General features: G+C 35.6%; 20 protein-coding genes. 18 read left to right on the forward strand and 2 right to left on the reverse strand.

Going from position 1 to position 23430, the window contains the following annotated elements; all coding sequences use genetic code 11:
* Position 1: 1 nt before the first annotated feature.
* The 9 genes from KO524_RS06830 to purD all read left to right on the forward strand — a co-directional run bounded on the left by KO524_RS06830 (position 2) and on the right by purD (position 10601).
* Positions 2 to 1132, forward strand: coding sequence for a glycosyltransferase family 4 protein (locus KO524_RS06830; protein WP_255555171.1), 1131 nt, complete (start codon positions 2 to 4; stop codon positions 1130 to 1132).
* A 1-nt stretch (position 1133) separates the two neighbouring features.
* On the forward strand, positions 1134 to 2390 hold the full coding sequence (locus KO524_RS06835) for an O-antigen ligase family protein (RefSeq protein WP_219292204.1): 1257 nt from the start codon (positions 1134 to 1136) through the stop codon (positions 2388 to 2390).
* On the forward strand, positions 2366 to 3610 hold the full coding sequence (locus KO524_RS06840) for an O-antigen ligase (protein WP_219292207.1): 1245 nt from the start codon (positions 2366 to 2368) through the stop codon (positions 3608 to 3610). The genes KO524_RS06835 and KO524_RS06840 overlap by 25 nt, the downstream gene beginning before the upstream one ends.
* Entirely contained in the window at positions 3607 to 4785 is a 1179-nt protein-coding gene (locus KO524_RS06845; RefSeq protein ID WP_219292211.1) for a hypothetical protein, read from the forward strand. The genes KO524_RS06840 and KO524_RS06845 overlap by 4 nt, the downstream gene beginning before the upstream one ends.
* Before the next feature lie 12 nt (positions 4786 to 4797).
* Complete coding sequence (locus tag KO524_RS06850; RefSeq protein ID WP_219292214.1) at positions 4798 to 5547, forward strand: WecB/TagA/CpsF family glycosyltransferase; 750 nt, start codon at positions 4798 to 4800, stop codon at positions 5545 to 5547.
* A 5-nt stretch (positions 5548 to 5552) separates the two neighbouring features.
* Positions 5553 to 6536 carry a UDP-glucuronic acid decarboxylase family protein gene (locus KO524_RS06855; RefSeq protein WP_219292218.1) on the forward strand — a complete coding sequence of 328 codons (984 nt, stop codon included), beginning with the start codon at positions 5553 to 5555 and terminating at the stop codon, positions 6534 to 6536.
* Positions 6537 to 7880: an exopolysaccharide biosynthesis polyprenyl glycosylphosphotransferase gene (locus KO524_RS06860; protein ID WP_219292221.1), complete on the forward strand. Its 1344-nt coding sequence runs from the start codon at positions 6537 to 6539 to the stop codon at positions 7878 to 7880. It abuts the gene before it with no gap.
* A 14-nt stretch (positions 7881 to 7894) separates the two neighbouring features.
* Positions 7895 to 9250: an exopolysaccharide biosynthesis polyprenyl glycosylphosphotransferase gene (locus KO524_RS06865; protein ID WP_219292224.1), complete on the forward strand. Its 1356-nt coding sequence runs from the start codon at positions 7895 to 7897 to the stop codon at positions 9248 to 9250.
* A gap of 79 nt (positions 9251 to 9329) precedes the next feature.
* A complete protein-coding gene (gene purD / locus KO524_RS06870; RefSeq protein ID WP_219292227.1) occupies positions 9330 to 10601 on the forward strand; it encodes a phosphoribosylamine--glycine ligase in 1272 nt (423 codons plus the stop codon).
* A 1-nt stretch (position 10602) separates the two neighbouring features.
* On the opposite strand, the gene KO524_RS06875 is transcribed toward purD, so the two are convergent.
* Positions 10603 to 10833 (reverse strand): uracil phosphoribosyltransferase, encoded by a 231-nt coding sequence (locus KO524_RS06875; RefSeq protein ID WP_219292230.1) that lies wholly within the window; start codon positions 10831 to 10833, stop codon positions 10603 to 10605.
* A 112-nt stretch (positions 10834 to 10945) separates the two neighbouring features.
* Here KO524_RS06875 and KO524_RS06880 point away from each other — a divergent pair, with 112 nt between their 5' ends.
* Positions 10946 to 11875: a DUF6427 family protein gene (locus KO524_RS06880; protein ID WP_219292234.1), complete on the forward strand. Its 930-nt coding sequence runs from the start codon at positions 10946 to 10948 to the stop codon at positions 11873 to 11875.
* Here the strand turns inward: KO524_RS06880 and upp are convergent.
* Positions 11870 to 12523, reverse strand: a complete 654-nt coding sequence (gene upp, locus KO524_RS06885; RefSeq protein ID WP_219292237.1) for a uracil phosphoribosyltransferase — start codon at positions 12521 to 12523, stop codon at positions 11870 to 11872. The genes KO524_RS06880 and upp overlap by 6 nt on opposite strands.
* A 64-nt stretch (positions 12524 to 12587) precedes the next feature.
* Between upp and KO524_RS06890 the strand changes: the two genes are divergently transcribed.
* The 8 genes from KO524_RS06890 (at position 12588) to KO524_RS06925 (ending at position 23402) form a co-directional block, all read left to right on the forward strand.
* A complete protein-coding gene (locus KO524_RS06890) occupies positions 12588 to 13193 on the forward strand; it encodes a DUF4254 domain-containing protein (protein WP_219292239.1) in 606 nt (201 codons plus the stop codon).
* 75 nt (positions 13194 to 13268) lie between these two features.
* Entirely contained in the window at positions 13269 to 14327 is a 1059-nt protein-coding gene (locus KO524_RS06895; protein WP_219292241.1) for a glycosyltransferase family 9 protein, read from the forward strand.
* Between the two features lie 70 nt (positions 14328 to 14397).
* On the forward strand, positions 14398 to 14922 hold the full coding sequence (locus KO524_RS06900; protein ID WP_255555173.1) for an adenine phosphoribosyltransferase: 525 nt from the start codon (positions 14398 to 14400) through the stop codon (positions 14920 to 14922).
* A 254-nt stretch (positions 14923 to 15176) separates the two neighbouring features.
* A complete protein-coding gene (locus KO524_RS06905) occupies positions 15177 to 18830 on the forward strand; it encodes a DEAD/DEAH box helicase (protein WP_219292246.1) in 3654 nt (1217 codons plus the stop codon).
* 527 nt (positions 18831 to 19357) lie between these two features.
* On the forward strand, positions 19358 to 19996 hold the full coding sequence (locus tag KO524_RS06910) for a GNAT family N-acetyltransferase (protein WP_219292249.1): 639 nt from the start codon (positions 19358 to 19360) through the stop codon (positions 19994 to 19996).
* 58 nt (positions 19997 to 20054) lie between these two features.
* Positions 20055 to 21257, forward strand: a complete 1203-nt coding sequence (locus tag KO524_RS06915) for an argininosuccinate synthase (protein WP_219292252.1) — start codon at positions 20055 to 20057, stop codon at positions 21255 to 21257.
* Positions 21250 to 22221 carry an N-acetyl-gamma-glutamyl-phosphate reductase gene (gene argC / locus KO524_RS06920; RefSeq protein WP_219292256.1) on the forward strand — a complete coding sequence of 324 codons (972 nt, stop codon included), beginning with the start codon at positions 21250 to 21252 and terminating at the stop codon, positions 22219 to 22221. The genes KO524_RS06915 and argC overlap by 8 nt, the downstream gene beginning before the upstream one ends.
* 44 nt (positions 22222 to 22265) lie before the next feature.
* Positions 22266 to 23402 (forward strand): aspartate aminotransferase family protein, encoded by a 1137-nt coding sequence (locus KO524_RS06925; protein ID WP_219292258.1) that lies wholly within the window; start codon positions 22266 to 22268, stop codon positions 23400 to 23402.
* Positions 23403 to 23430 lie beyond the last annotated feature (28 nt).

A 23430-nucleotide genomic window follows, 5' to 3' on the forward strand; every position in this document is an offset into this window, starting at 1 on the left:
AATGATGAATCTTGCTATAATCACTTCGCGTTATCCAAAAGAAAATGATCCCTACAGACATATGTTTGTCCATGTACGGGCGTTGTATTTTATAGAACAAGGAGTCAGCCTGACTATATTTGTGCCTTCAAAAAGTGTAGAACATTATAATTACCAAGGTGTTGATGTGGTCTGTGATAGTTCTGAAAACATCAGTAAAGCGCTACACCGCTACGATGTGTCATACTTGCATTTGCTTAATTTTTATCCAAAAGTGGATGGTGGTTATGCCATTTATAAAGAAATTGTCCGGAGCCGTTTAAAAGTGGCACTTTTTATACACGGTACCGATGTACTTAAATACCCAGAATACTTAAACGACTTCCGTTTTTCACCTTTGGGAATTGCTAAATATTTGTATGTAAATTATTGGAATCATTATTGGATGAAATTTTTTCTAAATAAGATTACTACGCGGAATAAATATTTAATCTTAACTCCTTCAAAATGGATGAAAGAACATACGGAATCTATTTTTAAAAGAAAATTCCCGTTTTTTTATAATCTTCCCAATGGAATTGATACCGATTTATTTGACCTTCCATCAAATTTTGAAAACCGATTTAAAGCTGTAACGATTAGGCCCCTATCAGACCCAAAATACGGTGTTGATATCGCCATTGAGGTAATGAAGCAACTGCCTAAAGCCTTTACTTTGGATATTTATGGAAAAGGTTTTCTCAGTAAAAAGTACCAAAAGATGATAGACGATTATGGTTTGCAAGATCGTGTTCATATTATCGATACATTTATCGAAAGAGATGCAATTAATGATTTGTTTTCCCGTTATGGAATTTTCTTTGCTTTCACTACTTTTGATTCTCAAGGAGTAATCATGTGTGAAGCCATGGCAAGTCGGTTACTAACAGTTAGCAATCCTATAGCTGCAATTCCGGAGTTTATACATGATGGTGTAAACGGATTGTTGGGGAACGATTTTGTAGAAATTGCAGAAAAAATCGTAGCAGTAACTAGTGATAAAGTAATATACGAAGAAATAACCCAAAATGCAAGAATTTCTATGGAACAAATTCATTGGAGAATTACGGGTAAAAAAGAACTAAAACTTTTAAGGGAACTTGTAGAGAAATGAAATGGTAATAAAAATAAAAGTCTTAAACTACCTTATTTTAATAATGCTTATTCCGGTATTGATTGTTGATATGCTCAACGGATTTCTATTAGGAAAGCAAATTAATTTACCTATTTCTGTCAGTCAGTTGTATAAAATAGTTATTATAGGCTTGATGCTTTGTCGCTTTTTAGTCGATTTTGCCGTTTTAAGATTAATAGGAGCATTGTTTTTTATATTGTTATTAGGTAGCCTCGTCAGATTTACATTTTATGACGATTCATTTTCGATACTTTTTGACGATTCAATAAAAATTTTTAAGTACTTAACTCCCTTAATTTCCTTTGTCTATTTTAGGGAAATAATGTATTTAAATGATAGTATCCTACTAGATAAATATATCAAATGGATTAAAATTTCTTATGCGATATTAGCGGTTAACCTCTTACTTAAAATAGTGGGCCTAGGCTATCCAATGTATGAGGAAGGTACTATTGGAACTAGGGGATACTTTTATGCTGGAAATGAGATATCTGCGTTGTTATTGGTCTTATCGGTTATTTTAGGTTATTATTATTGGGAGATTAAAATCAATAAGTTGAAATTTATCTTTTGTTTGATTTCGAGTCTGATACTGGGCTTTTTAATTAGTTCTAAAACGGGTATGGTAGGAATTGTATTGGTCTTCGTTTTAATTGCTTTTAATCCGAGGAAGATAAACTTTGCCCATAAAAATTTTAGAAAATCATTAATAATCGCTGCAAGTTTATTTCCCATTTTTATATGGAGCGCCTATAACTTTGTTGTAAACTCTGCTATAATTACCCGTTTTACTCATTTCTGGACAAGAATGGATTTTCTGACCTTTATATTATCGAGTAGAAATACTTATTTTGAAATGATGATTCCGATTTATCAAGAGCAATATTCCTGGATAGAAAAAGTAATCGGAGGAGGACAAACTTATTATGAAGAGTTGTTAGGTAAGATTATTGAAATAGATCTTTTAGATATCTTCTTTGCTTATGGGTATGTCGGTGCTATCCTTTTTATACTCTTAATAGGAATACTTTTAATATTTGCTAAGGGATTGATTAATAAAAAAGAATATCCCTATGCCCGATTGAGTTATTTTATGATTATCGTCTTAGTTTTGATTTCGTGTTTGTCAGGACATGTGTTCAATTCGGGTATAGCTGGAATTTTTATTGGTTTTTTATTTTCATTAATGTTTTTTAAAAAAAGTAATGTTACATGTACAGAAAGGCAATTGGATTAGTAGCGTTTATTTTTGGCGCAGCACTACCATTATCTACTAAAATGGGTAATGTTGCTTTAGGAGTATTGATGGGATTACTCCTGATTTTGGTAGTCAAAGAACGAGCTGGTTTTGAAAGAAAATCTTTTAAGAAGCAGCTTTTTTTATCTACAGTTATTGTTTTTTTTATGGTTATTTATGGTCTGCTCTTTACAAGCGATTTACCTAAGGGTATGACCATAATTGGTAGAAGTATATCCTATTTAGCTGTACCTGCTATATTGTTTTTTGTTTCTAGAAATTTGCTAAAAAACTTAAAAAATTCCGCCTTAAAAGGAATTATTTACGGAACTACTGTTGCAGCAATCATACTGTTGTCCAATAATTTCATTAAATACTTCAGTTTTAAGAAAGCAGTTGTCATCGATAGTGATTTATTTAATTATTACTATACTTACTTAGAATTTGCTTCTATTTTAAAAATGCATCCGACCTATTTGGGCATGTACTTTTTAACAGCGCTCTCGGCCTTGTTATTTGTGAAACTCTCGATTGACAAAAGCCTTAAAATTGCTTTAGGTTTATTGTTTTTACTAACCATAGTTTTTCTTAATTCCCGTACGGTTTTGCTGTTTACAATAGTTCTATTATTTCTAATTCTAATACGAGTTCTAAAGGGTTTATACACTCAAAAGAAATTGTTTTTTTATGGATTAATTGTATTGGTCAGCTTTGTTGCTGTGGGCAGCTATCAATTATTTAAGGGCACCTATGTGTATTCTAGAATAACAACGGAATTGAGTTGGGAACTCTCTACAAATGTAAATAGTAAATACAACAATAAACACTCGGCAGATTCTCGCTGGTCTCGCTGGATAGTCACGCGTGACTTGATAAAGGAGAAACCCATTTTCGGCTATGGAACAGGCTCTAGTGAAACCCTATTGAAAGAACTTTATGTAAGGAAAGGTTTAACAAATTCTGCCCAAAGCAATTACGATACTCATAATCAGTATTTACATATTACCATAGAATTCGGTGTAGTTGGATTATTGCTTTTTCTATTTTATTTGGTTGGCAATGTGGTTAGGGCGATTAAATTACGAAATTGGATTTCCGTTAGTTTCTTTGCGATGATTTTGATTTGTAGCGCATTTGAAAATATTTTTAAATTTAATGAAGGTGTTATCTTTATCGCGTTTTTTTCTAATATTTATATGTTTTTAAATACGAGAGAATGAAAGGAGTACTGAAGTACCAGTTGGTAATTTTATTCGTAATCGTTCAGTTTTTTTTAGATTTACTAACGAAGATTTACGACAACCAAAACACATCTTTAGTTTTGGGAATAAAACTGGCTAAATTGGTTTTTTTATTTTTATTTTTAGGAATCCTTTGGAAGGAAAAGAGTCTTGTTCAGGTAAAATTATACGTATTTTTAATAAGCGCTTTCCTGATTGGTCAGGGGCTACTTTTCTATCATAAAACCGTCGATTTATCTCAAGTATTACTGGCTACTAAGGAACTTGTCTTATTGCTTTTTCCTTTTATTTTTTGGAATTTTCTATTAAAACTACCCAAGGATGATAAGAGCTACAAACAGTTGCAAACAGTTTTTGAAATATTTATTTTAATTATCGTGATTTCGACAGTTGTGGGAATTTTCTTTCCAACCCCCTTTTTAAAAACCTATGGCGGTACGATTCGATTTGGCACTATGGGATTAGTCAACAAATCGGTTACAGCAAGTTATTTTTATATCACGGCCTTATCTTATTTTTATCAAAAGCAGCCCAAGGGAACCAAATACAAAATAGGATTTGCGCTAACGTTAATATCCAGCTTATTTGTAGGCACTAAGGCCATTTATTTATTCGTGTTTTTATTAGGCATTTATCATATCGTAAATCGGAAATATTATACACGTAAAATATTTTACAGCGCACTATTAGGGGGTATAGCGATAGGGGTCTTTTATTATGAGTATTTGCTAAATCAGTTTAAATATGTATTTGATGTACTTTATAATGTATATATCGATGTAGGTTTTTTGAGTGCCATCACATCGATTAGAGACCAGCGATTTGTAGAGAACACTTCGTTTTATTCGGAGCATTGGACGTTTTTAAATTATTTATTTGGCGGTAGAATAGTTGGTCAAGCTCTTTTTGAGCTCAGTATATTCGATATTTTTGTGTTTTTTGGAATTTTAGGAGGTCTGTATTACCTGTTTACAGCATATAAACTCATTTTAAATGCCAAAAAAGATCAAAAAAAATGTTTTTTCAAGATTTCGTTAGCTACTGTCTTTTTTGTTTCTATTTTTGCAGGGCAATTTTTTATAAATATATCCGCGATTACTATCGTATTATTAGGCTTCTTTTTTATTCTTAATGAGAAGGAAGAGAACCTCTAATTTCAACTATTAATGAATAAATATTCCGCGCGAATTCAAATACTCGGTTCTAATATCGATAATTTAAGTATGGTTGAAACCATGGCTGTTATTGATAATTCGATAGAAAATAAAACCCCCATTTTACATACGGTAGTCAATGCAGCTAAGATTGTTGCGATGAAAACAAATCCGGAACTTAGGCAAAGTGTAAACGAAGCAGATTTGATTAATGCTGATGGGATGGCGGTGGTTTGGGCTTCAAAATTTTTAAAAAAACCGCTCAAAGAAAGAGTATCTGGTATTGATCTTTTTATTAACTTAGTAGAAAGAGCGGCAAAAAAACAGCGTTCGGTTTATCTATTAGGAGCTAAAGAAGAGGTAGTTACTGCAGTGGCGCATAAATTTCAAAGTATTTATGGAACTGCTACAGTGGCTGGCTATCAGCACGGTTATTTTAGTAAAGAAGATGAACTTCAAGTAGTACAACAAATAGTAGATAGCAAAGCGAGTTACTTATTTGTTGCAATGAGCTCTCCCAAAAAGGAATTGTTCTTACATCGTTATAAAGAGCTGCTTTCAAGTGTTGGATTTATTATGGGTGTAGGAGGAAGTTTTGATGTGGTTTCAGGAAAGGTTAAACGCGCTCCGTCTTGGATGCAGAAACTGGGATTGGAATGGTTTTACAGATTTCTTCAAGAACCCAAAAGAATGTGGAAACGCAGTTTTATTGAAAACGGGAAATTTGTTATTATGGTTGTTAAAGAAAAATTCTCAAACTGATCAGTATGAAGAGAATACTAATTACGGGAGCAGCTGGTTTTCTGGGTTCGCATTTATGCGACCGATTTATCATGGAAGGATACCACGTGATTGGTATGGACAATTTAATTACTGGTGATTTAAAAAATATAGAACACCTTTTTAAATACGAGCATTTTGAGTTTTATCATCATGATGTAACCAAGTTTGTTTTCGTAGTTGGAGAATTGGATTATATACTGCATTTTGCTTCACCTGCTAGTCCGATTGATTACCTCAGAATTCCGATTCAAACTTTAAAAGTAGGATCTTTAGGAACTCATAATTTATTGGGATTAGCACGAGTAAAGAAAGCGCGAATTCTGATTGCTTCGACCTCTGAAGTTTATGGCGACCCGCTGGTTCATCCTCAGACTGAAGAATATTATGGCAATGTCAATACTATTGGACCAAGAGGAGTTTATGATGAAGCCAAACGTTTTCAAGAGTCGATGACTATGGCATACCATACCTTTCACGGTCTCGAGACTAGAATTGTCCGTATTTTTAATACTTATGGTCCTCGTATGCGACTTAACGACGGTCGGGTAATTCCCGCTTTTATCGGACAAGCCCTAAGAGGCGAAAACTTGACCATTTTTGGAGACGGTATGCAAACCAGATCCTTTTGTTATATAGACGATCAAGTAGAGGGAATTTTTAGACTTTTGCATTCCGACTATCCATATCCGGTAAATATTGGTAATCCAGATGAAATCAGCATTTTGGATTTTGCTAAGGAAATTTTAAAACTGACCGGAACTGATCAGCAATTGACGTTTAAAGAGCTTCCGCTGAATGACCCATTGCAAAGACAACCCGATATTACTAAGGCGAGAAATATCTTGAATTGGTCTCCAACTATAGGAAGGGAAGAAGGAATGAAACGAACCTATGCCTACTTTAAGTCTTTTACGCCAGAAGAACTACTTAAAGAGGAACATAAAGATTTTTCAAAATATATTAGTTAAGTGAAAAAAAGAAGAGGAAGGTATTCCAAATTTATTAGACCAATTACACTTATAATAGACTTAAGTATTTTAAATCTATTAGCCTTTTTCCTTTTGCCTGAATTTTTCGGCAAAGGATGGTTTTATCTGTTTATATCCACCAGTTGGTTGTTGAGTTCTTGGGTTACCATGTATTACGATGTATTTCGTTTTACTAGAATCGTAAAAATATTTGAAAAAATATTTAAACAGTTTGTTTTACAGTTTGTTCTATATTTCGCGTATAACGGTTTTTCTTCGCGTTTTTCTGAGCCCAAACAATTGATAGTATATGGTGTAGTAACCATGATTGTCATTTCCATTATTAAAATAGGTATTTTTTATTCTCTTAAGGTTTTTCGTAGTCAATATGGAGGTAATTATAGAAAAGTAGTTATTATAGGCAAGGGTAAAGAAGTCAAACAACTACAAGATTTTTTTAACGAAAAAACAGAATATGGATATAATCTCGTAGAAACTTTTAAAGATGAAACGGTCGATATTCAAGATGTACTCGATTATATTGAGCAGGAGAAAATTGATGAAATCTATATTAGTTTGTATTTGGTTAATACAAAATCATTTGCTAAAATCGTTGATTTTGCGGATAATAACCTCAAAGTTTTAAAATACATACCCAAGGACGATGAGTTGATTGGGGATAATTATAATACGGAATATTATGACTTAATCCCGATTATTCCAAGACGCAAAATACCTTTGGACAATGAATATAATCGTTTGGTAAAACGCACCTTTGATTTGGTTTTTTCAACTTTTGTAATCGTGTTTTTACTATCCTGGTTAATTCCTTTAATTTCTATTTTAATAAAGCTAGAATCTAAGGGGCCTATCTTTTTTAAACAGCTGCGAAATGGAATTAATAATGCGGAATTTGTATGTTATAAATTTCGTTCGATGTATATAGCTGAAACTTGTGATGGACAACAAGCCTCTAAAGGCGATGCGCGTATAACCCGCATAGGGAAATTCATTAGAAAAACCAGTATTGATGAATTACCTCAGTTTTTTAATGTATTTTTGGGAGATATGTCCGTAGTTGGGCCTCGCCCACACATGGTTGTTCACACCAAAATGTACGCCAAAAAGATAAATAAATTTATGGTGAGGCATTTGATTAAACCCGGGATTACCGGTATGGCTCAAACCCATGGTTATAGGGGAGAGGTTGAAAGTGATCGCGACATTATCAATCGTGTGAAATACGACATTTTTTATATTGAAAATTGGTCGGTTTTCTTAGATTTAAAAATTATTTATCTTACGATATACAACGTTTTTAAAGGGGAAGACAAGGCATATTAAGCGTAAAAAACTAGATGAATAAAAAAATAGGTAGATACTCACATCTGATAAAATATATTGTTATTGGAATTGATCTATTAACAATGCTTTTATTCTCTACATGGATATTACGATTGAGTATTACGAGTTATTTGTCTTTATGGCTAGTGGGAAGTTGGTTTCTTATTGCTTTTTATAACGAGTTTTATAAAGTCTATCGATTTACCAGTATTGTTACCATAGTACAGAAGTTTCTCAAACAATTGGTAATCTATTTTCTGTGTTTCTTTGCCTCATTAGGATTTTTAGAAATGCACTTAAATCGATGGGATATTGTCTCTTATTTTGTTATGTTAAGTATAACCCTTTTCGGTATTAAAATATTTATTTTTAATATTCTAAAACAGTACCGACTTAGCTACGGAGGAAATAAAAGGTATGTAATGGTATTGGGAAATTCTAAAACAACCCAAGATCTGGTCAATTTCTTTAATTTTAACCCCGAGTATGGATATTACCTACAAGAAATTATTGAACCGGATCCCCTTACTAATCGAATTGATATTGAGCAAGTAAACAACTATATTAAGCATCATGGTATTGATGAAATTTATTGTTCCTTAAAGAGTATTGATTCCGATCAAGTATCCACTTTGTTTAATTTGGCTAAAAACAATTTTAAAACCATTAAGTTTATACCGGATAACCACGAATTATTAATGCGTAAGATGGAGTTACAATACTACGGCATCCATCCTTTATTAATGATCAATCAATCCCCACTAGGCGTTTTTTCTAATGCCTTAGTAAAACGGGTTTTTGATTTAATTTTCTCCATTCTAATTATTGTCTTTGTATTGAGTTGGTTGGTTCCGATTATAGGATTGTGTATTCGCATCGACTCTAAGGGACCCATCTTTTTTCGACAAAAGAGAAATGGATTAAACTATAGAGAATTTAACTGTTATAAATTCCGCTCTCTTTATATGGAAAATACTAAGGAGGAATACAAACCCATAACCAAGAGAGATTGTCGGGCTACTGCAGTCGGCGCTTTTCTAAGACGTACTAGCTTGGATGAGCTTCCCCAGTTTTTCAATGTGCTAACCGGTGATATGTCGGTAGTAGGACCGCGTCCTCATCCATTAGTCCACAATTTAGAATATACCAAAAGCGTGGACAACTTTATGATGCGTCATTTGATCAAACCCGGAATTACGGGTATGGCTCAAACACATGGATACAGAGGAGAAGTAGAGCATAAACGCGATATAGTGAATCGGGTGAAATACGATATCTTTTATATAGAAAATTGGTCTTTACTTTTAGATCTTAAAATTGTCTTTATCACCATGTGGAATGCTTTTTCTGGCGATAAAAAAGCATATTAATACATATACTCAGTGGGAACACTAGTTGATTTCCCTAATTTATACTTATTTTTGAACGCTAATTACAAACAACACTACAATGAATATTTTACTATTAGGATCAGGAGGTCGCGAACATGCGTTAGCATGGAAAATGCTTCAGAGCAAGGATTGTACAAACTTATTCGTAGCACCGGGTAATGCAGGTACTGCGGCGATTGCCCACAATCTTGATTTAAACCCAAATGATTTTTCTGCTCTAAAAACAGCGGTATTGGAAAAGGCAATCAATATGGTTGTCGTAGGTCCAGAAGATCCGTTGGTAAATGGTATTTACGATTTTTTTAAAAACGACCCACTCTTAAAAGACATTCCGGTAATTGGACCTTCTCAAAAGGGTGCTCAGTTAGAGGGAAGTAAAGAGTTTGCCAAAGAATTTTTAATCAGACATCAAATTCCAACGGCAGCCTATCAAAGCTTCACCAAAGAAAATGTTGAAGCGGGTTATGCTTTTTTGGAAACCTTAAAGGCGCCCTATGTTTTAAAAGCAGATGGACTAGCTGCGGGTAAAGGAGTGTTGATTCTAAACCATTTGGAAGAGGCCAAACTAGAGTTAAAGAATATGTTGGTAGATGCCAAATTTGGCTCGGCAAGCACTAAAGTCGTTATAGAAGAGTTTTTGGACGGTATTGAATTGAGTTGCTTTGTTTTGACCGACGGTAAGTCATATAAGATTTTACCGACAGCAAAAGATTATAAACGCATAGGTGAAGGTGATGCAGGTCTAAATACCGGCGGTATGGGGGCTATTTCGCCCGTTCCCTTTGCAGATGAAGTGTTGATGGCAAAAATTGAAGAGCGCATCGTAAAACCGACGATTGCAGGTTTTGCCAAAGACGCTATAGATTACAAAGGTTTTGTATTTATAGGCTTAATCAATGTAAACAACGAACCTTTTGTAATTGAATATAATGTCAGAATGGGAGATCCAGAGACGGAAGTGGTATTGCCGCGTATCGAATCGGATTTAGTAAAACTGTTTCAAGCAGTGGCCAATCAAACTTTAGACACGACTACTTTAGAAATCGATCCTCGTTCGGCAACAACCGTAATGATCGTTTCAGGAGGATATCCAGAAGAATACCAAAAGGGAATGATTATTTCGGGTTTAGACCAAGTAAAAGACTCTTTGGTTTTTCACGCGGGAACAGCATTAAAGGGTACTGAAGTAGTGAGTAATGGAGGAAGGGTATTGGCGGTAACTTCTTTCGGAGCAGACTTTAACCAAGCACTAAAAACATCTTACCAAAACATAGACAAGCTACATTTTGATAAAATGTATTATAGAAAAGATATCGGATTCGATCTCTAGTTTATTTTAAGAAAGAGTGGGCTGTAGTATCTTGTTCGTCTTCTTTTGTTTTTTGGAACAAGTTTAATTGTTTGATCCAGAAAATAAAAGCTCCTGTACAAATAAGGATAAACATCCAAGTAATGATATTTGCAGTCCACCAATTGGTTAACTCTAATTCTCTAAAAAAATCCATAGGGATAAAAAGAATTTTTTCAAATAAATAAGCGATTCCGTTGAAAAATGAGGTCATTTTTATTTCGTTTAAATTAAATATATGTTCTTCGAGTTTCTAAAAATTGTAATTTTGGTTTGAAATGGACTTCAATTACAAAATGTAAAGTACAAAAATATAAAATATCCACATGTTAGCAAGCCTTTTTAGCAAAACAAAACCAATTAATTATTTTATAATTGCTGTCTTATTGATTCTCTTCTATATTTTGTTCCAAAAAACAACAGCAACTGTGGTTTGGACTGGATATGAGTATGTTAAAAAAATAGGTTTACTCGGATTGCTAATGCTATCGACTTTTTGGGTTCATTTCGTAACTCAAAAAAACAGGCTTACTAAGGATAATAATTATGCACCGCTCTTATTTGTATTGTTTTTGGTGCTTTTTCCTTCGGTTTTGGTCAATACCAAATTGATTATAGCCAACTACTGCATCATATTAGCGTTAAGGCGACTCTTCTCTTTACACTCCTTAAAAGATCCGAAGATTAAGATTTTCGATGCATCACTTTGGATTTTTATCGCTTCTATATTCCATTTCTGGAGTATTTTATATGTCATTTTATTAGCCTTTGCCATACTTTTCTTCGTTTCAAACGATTATAGAAATTGGATTATTCCCATCATTGCGTTTATAACAGTAGCTATTTTCTTCAGCATTTATATCTTGGCCACCGATACCGATATTTTAAGGTTTATCGATCAAAGCACGGAAATCAATTTTGACTTCACCGTTTTTGACAATGTTTATCAAAATATTGCCGTAGCTGTATTTAGTTCTATTGCTCTATTATTTTTTGTTTCCCAAGCCTTAGACTTGTCAAACAAACCCTTCAATATGCAGACTTCTTACAAAAAAATATTGGTTTCTTTTTTAATCGCTGTGGCTATTTATGTTTTATCTGCAGATAAGAATCATGGCGTCTTGCTCTTTACCTTTTTTCCCTTATCTATTTTAGGGGCAAACTATATTGAAAGTATTCCAAACCGCTGGTTTAAAGAAGTGGTCTTATCGAGTATAGTGGCGCTGGCATTCTTTTTCTATTTTACCCAGTTATAATTTTTGTCCATAAGCCAAGTCTCCAGCATCGCCTAGACCGGGAACAATATAATTGTTTTGATCCAAACTATCATCTAGAGTAGCCACCCATAAATGACAGTGATCGGGTAGGTTTTCTTCTAAAAAGGCAATTCCTTCTGGAGCTGCTATAACCACAGCAATATGAATTTCTTTTGGAGTTTGTTCTGTAAGCAGTTTGTTGTAAACAGCGACCAACGATTGACCGGTGGCCAACATGGGATCGATTAAAATCAAAATCTTATCTTGAAAAGAAGGAGCAGCCTGATATTCTACTAGAATTTCACTGGACTCTCCAGGGTTTCCATGTTTGCGGTAAGCAGAAACAAATCCGTTTTCTGCATCGTCAAAAAAGTTCATAAAACCGGTATGCAAAGCCAATCCTGCTCTTAGTATAGAACATAAAACCACATTGTCTTCTACGCAAGTGGTGTGTTTGATTCCCAACGGTGTTTGAATGGCAATCTCTTTATAAGGCAAGGTCTTACTCAATTCATAAGCCGTAATTTCACCAATACGTTCAATGTTTTTACGAAAGCGCATACTGTCTTTTTGTGTTTCCACATCTCTTAATTGACCTAAAAAATGATTTAAAAGACTGTTTTCTTCTGAGATGTAGTGAATTTTCATAACTTTAAAAATGTATTAGTTCGATAAAAGTATAAAAACTATATTTGTAAATAAAATAATTAGTATGTTTTCAGAATTAGCGTTTCCAATTTTCGAAGAAAGTATCCGTGATTATCACCAGTTCGACAATGTAGATCAACCGATTAACAATCCTTATCCCAAAGATAAAATTGAACATCTTTTGTATTTAAAAAACTGGATAGATACCGTTCAATGGCATTTTGAAGACATTATTAGAGATCCCAATATCGACCCTGTAGCTGCTTTGGCGTTAAAGCGTAGAATAGACGCATCCAATCAAGAACGAACGGATATGGTTGAATATATCGATAGTTATTTCTTACAAAAATTCAAAGATGTAAAAATCAGTGAAAATGCAAAAATCAATTCAGAGAGTCCGGCTTGGGCTTTAGATAGACTTTCGATTTTAGCTTTGAAGATTTACCATATGAACGAAGAAGCTACCAGAAAAGAGGCCTCAGAAGAACATAGAGCAAAGTGTCAAGAAAAATTAAATATCCTTTTAGAACAAAAAAGCGATTTAACTACAGCCATTGACGATTTGTTACATGATATTGAAACAGGAGCCAAATACATGAAGGTGTACAAACAAATGAAAATGTATAACGATGAGGAGTTGAATCCGGTGTTATATCAAAATAAAAAATAAAATTACAGTAGTAATCAAACCATCAAAGCGTGATTTAACTTCACGCTTTTCTTTTTTGAAATAAAGATCAAAACCATGACTTTAAAGAAAAAATCTCATTTACTTATTTTTAGGTTATCTGCCATGGGCGATGTTGCCATGACCGTTCCCGTGATTCGCGCTTTAGTAGGTCAATATCCGGAGGTAAGGGTAACCGTAGTGTCAAGACCTTTTTTTAAACCTTTCTTTAAAGGGATTCCACGGGTTGATTTCTTTGCTGTTGACGTTAAAAAAAACCATAAAGGCTTTTTGGGTTTGTTGCGTTTATACACCGATTTGAAGGCTTTAGAACCCGATTATTTTGCCGATTTTCACAATGTACTGCGGTCGCAAATCGTGCGAAACCTCTTCGCGTTTAGTGGAGTTAAAAGAGCTGTTTTAGATAAGGGAAGGGCTGCAAAGAAAGCTTTAACTCGACTGGAAAACAAGGTTTTCGCCCCGGTTCCTACCATGTTTGAAAATCATGTAGCGACCTTGAAGAAACTCGGGTTTACAGTTGACTTAAGTCAACCTAAATTTCCGACTATAGAAAACATGAGCCCGGTTTTAAAAGCGATTACAGGGCCCAAACAAGAACATTGGATTGGTATTGCGCCATTTGCACAATACGCGACTAAAGTGTATCCGTTGGACTTGATGCAGCAGGTTATCGATGGTTTGGCGGAGAAGGAAGATAACAAAATCTTCTTATTTGGTGGAGGTGACCAAGAGCAAGCCTTGCTAAACCAACTAAAAAGAGATAATCCTCAGGTTATTGTTATGGTGGGTAAGGTGAAACTTCAAGACGAATTGATCCTGATTCAACATTTAGACGTCATGCTTTCTATGGATTCTGGAAATGCACATTTGGCAGCCATGTTGGGTAAAAAGGTTATAACCCTATGGGGAGCTACACATCCGTATGCCGGTTTTGCTCCATTCAATCAACCTCCAGATTATGCCATTACCGCCGATCGAAAACAATATCCACTCTTACCGCTTTCGGTATATGGAAATAAAGTAATTCCCGGCTATGAAGACGTTATGAGAACCATAGCACCTGAAACGGTTATAGATAAAGTCAATAGCCTTCTAGGAGTGGCTAATCCATCATAGGGACTAGCTCAAAAGTGTACTTTTTATTAGATTTAATTGGTCGGTGAATTTTGTGTAATCCTAGATGCAAATGAATAATAGTATGAATTTAGAAAAATATATTAGAGATATAGCAGACTTTCCAAAAGCAGGAGTCGTTTTTAAAGACATTACGCCTTTGTTAAACGATGCAACAGCAGCGCGCTATGCCACGCAAAAATTATTGGAATTGATCGGCGATCAAAGAATCGATAAAGTAGTGGGTATGGAAAGTCGCGGCTTTTTCTTTGGAACAATTATTGCGCGTGAATTGAATGCCGGTTTTGTACCTGTTCGTAAACCTGGGAAATTGCCGTTTGATAAGATTACTCAAGAATACGCTTTGGAATACGGTTCAGATACTTTAGAAATGCATGCCGATGCCATTAAGCGAGGTGATAAAGTATTGATACACGATGACGTATTAGCAACTGGAGGTACAGCAGAAGCCGTTTGCAAAATGGTCGAAAGTTTAGGAGGAGTTATTGTTCAAGTCAATTTTTTGATGGAACTGACTTTTTTAAATGGAAGGGATAAATTAAAAGAATTCGAAGTTAAAAGCCTTTTGAGTTACTAAGATTTACTGCGAATCTAAAAAGGGATAGTTTGTCAATAAGAATGCGTTATTGCATCGAGAGAATCAAAGCGTATGGAGTGTGAGTACCCCCTATAGAATAAAGATAGTTTTTCTTGCTCAAGCTATACTAAATTGTAAGTGTCTGTAGCAGCTTTAAAGTAATGAATTGTTTTATCCGTTTTATAACCATTATTAGGGTGGTTTAACTATATTAAGGGTTGTAAAGTTATAGCCGTTAGATATTTATATAAAAAATGAATTTAGAAAGTTTTGATTCGTATGTTAAGAATAATAGTACAGTTACCTCAAGAGATCGAGCCCGTTTTTTAGAAACGGAATTGATTACCAATACCAAAGATTACTTTGAATTTGGCTGTAAGGGTTCTTATGAGAACCGCTATATTGTAAGCATCGAGTTGGTTAGAGAAAAGATTGCGAATGTTTCGTGTAATTGTCCGTTCGAATACAATGGGCTTTGTAAACACATCATCGCCGTAATTCGCGACTTAAAAATAGGTTTAGACAACAAGGAAATACTCCGGATCGATGGAGGAAAAGTTGGAGTTGAAATTGTAGCTAACAACCGAAATATTTTTAGTTTACCCAAAGGAGTTATGGATTGGGAAGCGATAAAAAAATCGGGCCCCCAGGGAGATACTTTTTATACGGTTAAGATTCTGGCTATTTCTGAAACTGAAATTAGTACTCAGGTATCGATTTGGCAATCGCATCGACAACATTTTACCTACGATGCAAAAACCTCGGTATTAACTACGGAATGCAGTTGTAGTATTGCCAATAAAATGTGTGAACATCGTATCAATGCCCTTAAAAAAATCATAGGTGTTTTTGGACCCAATTATTTTGCTAAAAACTTTTTAGAAAGTAAAATAAGCGAGCATTTGACTCAATTTAATTTGACTTTAAAAGACGATTATCTATCTATTTTTCAATATGAAATTACCGTTGAAGGAATTAAAATCACCTCTAAATATAAAAATATAAAATCTGCAGAAACCATTGGTGAAACCCTGTATGATGATGAGGTTACCGAATTTCAAGCGCAAATTCCCTATAGAAATACAGTAGCTTCCGAACAAGGTTTGGGTTTTTGTTTTGTGGCACGGAAAAATGATTTCGAAAGTTTTATTCCCGTTAGGGCAAAAATGAATAAAGCCCGTACCGATTTATCGTCGTCTTTTGAGAGGATCGATACGATGGATATGGACAAAATCTGGTTAAATTTTTCGGAAGAGAAAATCCAAAATATAGTGGTTAAAACGCTTCAGATTGATCTTTTGATTCAAGAGCATTTTATAGAATCGAGTGTACCTAATTTAGGTCGTGCTTTGGAACTTCAAAAATCAATTATTCCGCATTTAAAAGACGCTTTTCTCTACTTTTCAGACAGCAGACGTACCTTGGTTCGCAAGAACTTAGAACCTCTAAGTATAGTAGAAAAACCGATTAAACTCTTTTTTAAATTAACTGAAAGTGAGTGGTTTTACAATCTTAAAGCGATGATAGAAGTCGAGGATAAGAAATATAATATCAATGCCTCAAAGGTGATTTTAGCTCCAACTTTTGTCAAAATAGCCGACAAACTCTACCCTATTGAACAGGCCGATTTGTCCTTGGCATTACAACATTATTCAGAAAATGCAGAGGCCAATTATTTTAAAAAAGATTGGATTCAGGTTTCTAAAAATATCATTCAGCCCTTATCTAAAAAATACGAAATTCAGACCACTCTTTTTAAACGCGATAAGACTGCTGTTGAAGAACAAATTTTAGAACGACAAGTATATATTACCGATTTGGGTGGGCAACACATCGTTTTTAAACCTGTAGTAAAATATGGAGAACAACTGATCCCCATTTATAGCCCTGAATTGCTTTGGAGCAGTGAGGATGTGGAAAACCGATCTTACAAAGATAGAAACCAGGCTTTTGAAGACAATTTCCGCGAAGATTTTATCGGTCTGCATCCGGCTTTTGCTACACAAGAAGGCCCCTATTACCTAGAACCCGAGCAGTTGTTTGAAAATTATTGGATGTTGCATGCTATTGATCGTATGAAACAACACGGCGCTGAGGTTTTTGGTGCCAATCAATTGTCGTCTTTTAAGTTTAATATTCATAAACCGGCCATATCCATCAGCTTAAAATCGGATATTGATTGGTTTGATATGGAGATTAAAATCTCTTTTGGAGATCAAAAAGTCGATCTAAAAGAACTGCAAAAAGCCTTTGTCAAAAACACGAATTATGTGCTTTTAGGTGATGGAACCTTAGGCGTATTACCAGAAGAATGGATGAAGAAATTCGCCATCTATTTTAAAGCGGGTGACGTGAAGAAAAACAGCATACAAATGTCTAATTTCCAATTTGGAATTATAGATGAATTGTATGAGGAAATGCATGCTAAACCCGAGTTTTTGGAAGAATTATATCGCAAAAAACAACGTTTACAGCATATCGAATCTATAGAAACCATACCGGTGCCTAAGACCATTAAAGCATCCTTAAGAGATTACCAACAACACGGACTCAATTGGTTGGCTTTCTTGGATAAAAACCAAATCGGTGGTTGTCTGGCAGATGATATGGGGTTGGGTAAAACCCTCCAAACCATCGCGTTTCTGGAATATCTAAAAAGAAAAGATAAAAACACCTTGCCGTCGTTGATCGTTGCGCCAACCTCCTTGGTGTTCAATTGGAACAACGAAATTGCCAAGTTTTGTCCTTCCCTAAAAGCTCTGAATTTCACCGGATCTAGCCGCATGGAACATCGGGAAGATTTTAATAAGTACGACCTGATCATTTCTACCTATGGATCGTTGTTAAACGATGTGGAATCCCTAAAAGAATTTAAGTTTAACTACGTTATACTCGATGAAAGTCAGGCGATTAAAAACCCCAATTCCAAACGTTATAAAGCGGTTCGTCTGCTCCATTCCAACAACCGTTTGGTATTGACCGGTACACCGATTGAAAACAATACGTTTGATTTGTATGCTCAGCTAAACTTCTTAAATCCTGGTTTATTGGGAAATATGAATCATTTTAGGAATCAATTCTCCGATCATATCGACAAGGAAAAAAATGTAGAAACGGCACAACTCTTAAATAAAATCATTTCACCTTTTATCTTGAGAAGAACCAAAGAGCAAGTGGCTAAGGAATTACCCGATAAAACGGAAAGCGTCATCTTTTGCGAAATGGGTAAAGAACAACGCCAAGTTTATGATTCGTTTAAAAACAAATACCGCGATTATCTGTTGAATAAAATCGATGAAAATGGCGTTGAGAAATCTCAGCTGTATGTCTTAGAGGGATTGACCAAATTACGACAGATATGCAACTCTACGGCATTGATTAACAACGAAGAGGATTACGGGAATTATTCTGCCAAACTCGAACTGTTGATTGAAAACATCAAGGAGAAAACCGGTAAACACAAAATATTGGTGTTTTCTCAATTTGTCAAAATGTTGCAAATTGTAAAAACCAGATTAGAGGAAGAACAAATTACTTATGAATATCTGGACGGACAAACCAGGAATCGTCAAGAGAATGTGGAGAATTTTCAAAACAATGAAGATGTTCGCGTTTTCCTGATCAGTCTTAAAGCAGGCGGAACAGGACTCAATTTAACCGAAGCCGACTATGTGTTTATCGTAGATCCGTGGTGGAACCCAGCCGTAGAAAACCAAGCTATTGACCGTTGTTACCGCATCGGACAAACCAAAAATGTTATGGCATACAGAATGATTTGTAAGGACACTATTGAAGAGAAAATAGTGATGTTGCAAAACAAAAAAACCAAAGTTGCTTCGAGTATCATCTCTATTGATGACGAGAAAAAATCGTTCGATGTCAACGAAATACGAGAGTTGTTTAGTTAAATAGACAGACCATAGTTCATTAAAAACAGGGCCTATTTAAGCCCTGTTTTTTTATTGTAAATCCACATTTTACGAGTTATAAACGGAAATAATCCACTTTATAACTCACATTATATAAAAATAAATTAATTACAATGTATTCGTTTTTAGTTAGTTGTATTGTTTTTTGATTCTGTAAGGAAAAATTTAACAGTCAAATAGTAGTTTAATCAAAAAATTATTGGAAACATTTGTGTCCTCCAACTAAGGAGTTTTACCCATGAAGAAACAAAATCTATATCGTAACCCATTGTTGAGCAACATTCCTTTTGTTGCCGCTACTGCTTTGGTACATACGGTTTCTTCTTTTTCGCGGACATTGCGGCACCGGGCATAATCCATTTAGATTTCTCGGCATTTATTAGAAAAATTCAATTTCAATTGATTTTTCAAACTTACCTATCCAACTTATTGTTTATTTTTTAGAAAGAGAACCGATACTTTTTTGGTTGATGTTCTTGTATTCTAGTGACTTATTCTTTTATTAGATGAATACAGCTCTGTTTACTGTTGCGCAAGCACAGCCTTCACAAGTAGAATATGCTTTGCAGATATGCGAAGAAATGGCGGCATCTGCCCAAGCTAGAGGAACGGGTATTGCCCGTAGAAACCCCGTATATATAGCCCAAAAAATGATAGAAGGTAAGGCCGTAATAGCCTTACATCTAGACGGTACCTGGGCCGGATTTTGCTATATAGAAACTTGGAGTCACGGCAATTATGTTGCCAATTCCGGACTTATTGTTAATCCGATATTCCGAAATGAGGGTTTGGCTAAGGAGATCAAAAGCAAGATTTTCGAATTGTCGAGAACACTTTATCCCACAGCAAAAATATTTGGACTTACAACCGGATTTGCGGTCATGAAAATCAATTCTGATTTGGGATATAGACCCGTTCCCTATTCCGAATTAACTCAGGATGAGTCCTTTTGGAAAGGATGCGAGAGCTGTATCAATTTTTCAATCCTAAGCAGTAAGGAAAAGAAGAATTGCTTGTGCACAGCCTTGTTGTGGAATCCAGAGGAAAAACAACGGGAAGCACAGCAAATAGAGAAACAATCAACGAAACATTCCAATCGATTGATGCGCTTTCGAAAGCGTTTTTCTTTCCTAAAACTCAAATAGCACGCTTTCGAAATCAATGCGAAAGTTATAATTCCAACGAAGTAATTCCCTTTTTAAAATGAACAAAAAAGTAGTTTTAGCATTTAGTGGTGGTTTAGACACCAGTTTTTGTGCGGTATATTTAACTCAAGAACTCGGATTAGAAGTCCATTCTGTGGTGGTAAACACAGGGGGCTTTTCTGCTGAAGAATTAATAGAAATTGAAGCTAAAGCTTTTGCTTTAGGCGTGACTTCACATACGGCACTTCAGCTAACAGAAACATATTATCAAGACACATTAAAATATTTAATTTTTGGCAATGTATTGAAAAACAATACTTATCCGCTATCGGTTAGTGCCGAACGTATATGCCAAGCTACGGCCATAGCCCAATATACAGAAAAGATTGGCGCCACTGCTGTAGCACACGGAAGTACGGGAGCAGGAAACGATCAAGTGCGTTTTGACTTAATTTTTAACATCTTAATTCCCCATGTTAAAATTATCACTCCGATTAGGGATTTGAAATTGAGTAGAGAAGCAGAAATAACCTATTTGGCCGAGAAAGCTGTTTTTATCAATCCAGAAAAAGCTGCGTATTCCATTAATAAAGGGCTTTGGGGAACTTCTGTTGGAGGCGTGGAAACCTTAACTTCTAAGGGGTATTTACCAGAAACAGCATGGCCAACACCGATTTCAAAGACAAATCCCGAAACCGTTGTCATTGGTTTTGAAAAAGGAGAACCGATATCGTTAAATGGTCATGTGATGAGCCCCGTTGCAGTAATACAACAATTGCAACTAGTGGCACAGCCTTTTGGTATTGGTAGAGATATCCATGTGGGCGATACCATCATCGGAATCAAGGGTAGAGTGGGTTTTGAAGCTGCAGCACCGTTAATTTTAATTAAGGCACACCACGCCTTGGAAAAACATACCTTGACCAAATGGCAATTGAGTTGGAAAGAACAATTGGCTGTTTTTTATGGTAACAACCTTCACGATGGACAGTTTCACGACCCCGTTATGCGCAACTTAGAAGCTTTTTTAAGTAGTACTCAAAGTGCGGTAAGCGGTGAAGTTTTTGTCGAATTACACCCACATCGTTTTGTGATACACGGTATAGAATCACCTTTTGATATGATGGCTGCACAGCAGGCTACTTATGGCGAAATGAATGAGGGTTGGACTGGAGACGACGTTAAGGGCTTTTCTAAAATTTTGGGCAACCAGATAAAAACCTGGTATTTATTGAACCATAAAGGGCAAAATAATGAATAAAATCAAAGTGGGAATTATAGGTGGTGCGGGATATACAGCCGGTGAATTGTTGCGAATTTTAATCTTTCATCCAGAGGTAGAAATTGTATTTATACACAGTAAAAGTCAAGCTTCTAAAGATATAGCAACAGTACATACCGATCTTTTTGGCGATACTGATTTGAAATTTAGCGCGGCATTATCCACTTCTGTTGATCTGTTGTTTTTGTGTTTAGGTCATGGCGATTCCAAAGTGTTTCTATCGGAAAACGCCATAGAATCTACAACCAAAATTATCGACTTAAGTCAGGATTTTCGTTGTTCTAATTCAAATCTAAACTTTGTTTATGGATTGCCGGAGTTGTGTAGAAAGGAAATACAACAGGCGCAGAACATTGCCAATCCGGGTTGTTTTGCCACAGCGATTCAATTGGCCTTATTGCCTTTGGCAAAGGAAAGCGAACTAAAGAGTCCGATTCATATTGGTGCAACAACCGGTTCAACTGGGGCAGGACAAGCTTTATCTGCCACTTCACATAACAGTTGGCGTACCAATAACCTGTCGGTTTATAAAGCTTTTGAACACCAACATCTGGCCGAAATCAATCAGAGTTTAGGGGTTTTACAAACCAATTTTGATCAGCAAATTACATTTATTCCACAAAGGGGTGCGTTTGCGAGAGGGATTTTTTCAATAGCCACTTTGAAAACAACGCTTGCTGAAAAGCAACTGAGTGACCTTTATCAAGCTTATTATGAATCCCATCCTTTTACACATGTTTCCGAGCAGGAAATCGATTTAAAGCAAGTGGTTAATACCAATAAGGCATTGCTGTATTTAAAGAAAAGCGGCGAGGACTTGATGGTCGTATCCGCTATCGACAACCTGACTAAAGGCGCCAGTGGACAGGCGGTTCAAAACATGAATTTGATGTTTGGATTGGACGAATCGACGGGATTGAAACTAAAAGCAGCGGCTTTTTAAATGGCTGTGATAAAACGAGTTCAAACTTTAAAATAAAAAGACAGATGATTTTATACGACGTTTACCCATTGAATCCCATTGAAATCACCAAAGGACTAGGCTCTCATGTCTTTGATCAAAAGGGGACTGATTATTTAGATATGTATGGCGGACATGCGGTAATTTCCATAGGGCATTCCCATCCGCATTACGTAAAGAAGTTAACGCAACAATTGCAAAACATAGGCTTTTACTCCAATTCTATAGAAATACCCTTACAGGGGCAACTCGCCGAAAAATTAGGCGCGTTATCCAACGCGAATAACCGCCAATTATTTTTATGTAATTCCGGAGCAGAAGCCAATGAAAACGCATTAAAGTTAGCCTCTTTTTACAACGGTAGAAAAAGGGTTATTGCTTTTAGTGGTGCTTTTCACGGCCGTACCTCCTTAGCCGTAACCGTAACGGATAACCCCAAAATTGCTGCACCCATTAATCAAACTTCGGAGGTAAGCTTTTTGCCTTTTAACGATGTTGAAGCCTTGGAAAAGGTTTTTCGCGAAAGCGGTGAAACCATAGCTGCGGTTATAGTAGAAGGCATTCAGGGAGTTGGAGGTATTCAAGTGGCTACGGATCAATTTCTTCAAACGATAAGAAAATTGACTTCGGAATACGACGCCATCTTTATAGCCGATGAGGTACAGTCGGGTTATGGACGTACGGGATCTTTTTATGCCGTTGATCACAGCGGCGTTGAAGCAGATATTTATACCATGGCCAAGGGAATGGGCAACGGTTTTCCGATTGGAGCCCTGTCGATTTGCGATAAAATTAAACCTTGGCATGGACAACTGGGAACCACCTTTGGCGGTAACCACTTGGCATGTATAGCGGCTATTTCTGTTTTGGAAGTGATGCAACAAGAACAATTGATGAGTCATGCTCAAAAAATGGGTGATTATTTGATGAGCGAATTAAAAAAACTGCCCCTTATTAAAGAAGTCAGAGGAAGGGGATTGATGATCGGTATAGCATTGCCGGTTGAATGGGCAAATCTGCAAAAAGAGCTGTTGTTCCAAGACCACATTTTTACCGGAAATGCCGGTTCTCAAGTGATTCGATTATTGCCTGCGTTGAATTTGAGTTATACCGATGCCGATAGATTTTTGGAATGCTTTTCTAAGCGGCTTCAAAAATACTAAAACCGACGAATTGATCGAGGAGTTTATG

This window comes from Flavobacterium sp. NKUCC04_CG, from assembly GCF_019345525.1.
Taxonomy (GTDB): Bacteria; Bacteroidota; Bacteroidia; order Flavobacteriales; family Flavobacteriaceae; genus Flavobacterium.